This window comes from Mesorhizobium sp. M5C.F.Ca.IN.020.29.1.1 (genome assembly GCF_003997375.1).
Classification (GTDB): Bacteria; Pseudomonadota; Alphaproteobacteria; order Rhizobiales; family Rhizobiaceae; genus Mesorhizobium; species Mesorhizobium wenxiniae.
On the sequence record NZ_RZSW01000950.1, the window covers coordinates 1 to 1,404 of the forward strand.

Sequence of the window (1,404 nt, forward strand, 5' to 3'; positions counted from 1 at the left end):
CTCCAACCGTTGCGGCCGATCGAGGGATCACAAGCCTTGTCGGCACAAGCGACACATCACACTTACGAGTTCCCTTTTTCTCTCTACGACGAATTGATTCACATCACGGCCAACCCAGAGCCGCTGGATCGGACTTGTCGCTACGCGATGCCGCGCACGCCTGAGCCGCCAAGTCTCTCTGACGCTGCGGCATGGGCGTTTTCTCTTGCAAGTCAGCTTCTTGCGCGACGATGATCTCCTAGTTTCGCCACCCTACTGATCGCATATCTGCCGCACCGATGGCATTTCCTCGTCTCATTGATGCGGATCAATGAGCCTGAGGACTGCAAACACTATGATGCAATTCTCGTCAGGCCGAGCCGACTTTGGTGACGCGGGCGCGATGAACCGGGCAAACGCGGATTCGCGAAGCAATGCACCAGTTCGGTGACGACACTTGGCGAGCGGGCCGCTGACCTCCAGCTCTAGCGCCTCCTGGGAGACCTAAAGGTGGAAGGGCGGAGGCGGCGGCACCTGTCGATCAACCCCTTTCGAGGATAAAAGCCATGGCTGAAGCTGCCACCAAACTGCCCATCAAATCAGAGAAAAGCACTGCGCCGGCGCCAGCCGGCAATTGGACAAGTCCGTTCGAAAGCCTGCGTCGCGAAATCGACCGACTGTTCGACGACTTCCATCCTTTCGATTTTCGCCTGCCATCGCCGCGCTCCATATTCGGCCGCGAACTGCCAACGCTGCGCTCCGCAGCTTGGCAGATCGCGCCGGCGATGGATCTTGTCGAAAAAGGCAAGGAGTATGAGATCACGGCCGAGCTGCCCGGTATCGACGAAAGGAATGTCGAGATCAAACTCGCCAACCGCACGCTGACGATCAAGGGTGAGAAGACCGAAGAGAAGGAAGAGAAGGACAACGACTATTACCTGTCCGAGCGCCGTTATGGCTCCTTCCAGCGTTCATTCCAGCTGCCCGAAGGGGTCGACGCCGACAAGATCGATGCGAGCTTCGCCAAGGGCGTTCTGACGGTCAAGCTCCCCAAGACCGCCGAAGCCCAGAAGGCCGAAAAGAAGATCACGGTGAAGGCTGCCTGATTCCGTGATTGTTAGCTGTCAGCGCGTCGGTCCGACGCGCTGACAGGTCCGACCTTGCTGGTGCCGGCGCTCCTCGAAAATGAACCAGTCCGCATACGGATGCGCTCTGGCTTCTGATGTGACGAAAACGCCTTAGCGCTTGGATCAGGTTTGGAATTTCACCAACTTCGCCCAGATTGGACAGCTTGCGTGCCTGAATATCCGCAACTTGGAGCTTTTGTTGTTCCCAACAAGCCTTCGATCAAACGCCGCCGTTCTGGATCGGTCTCATGCGCGAGCAAAACCTGGAAGTGGCTGATATTGGCCTTCGCAATGAAGC

At 57.5% G+C, this 1,404-nt stretch carries 2 protein-coding genes; both read left to right on the plus strand.

Going from position 1 to position 1,404, the window contains the following annotated elements:
* On the plus strand, positions 1–234 hold a 234-nt coding region (locus tag EOA85_RS38405), incomplete at its 5' end, for a hypothetical protein (RefSeq protein WP_206523472.1).
* A gap of 311 nt (positions 235–545) precedes the next feature.
* Positions 546–1,085, plus strand: a complete 540-nt coding sequence (locus EOA85_RS35290; RefSeq protein ID WP_127212732.1) for an Hsp20/alpha crystallin family protein — start codon at positions 546–548, stop codon at positions 1,083–1,085.
* Positions 1,086–1,404 lie beyond the last annotated feature (319 nt).

Coding starts and splice junctions, on each gene's coding strand:
- EOA85_RS35290 (WP_127212732.1), top strand. CDS start 546: ATGGCTGAAGCTGCCACCAAACTGCCCATCAAATCAGAGAAAAGCACT.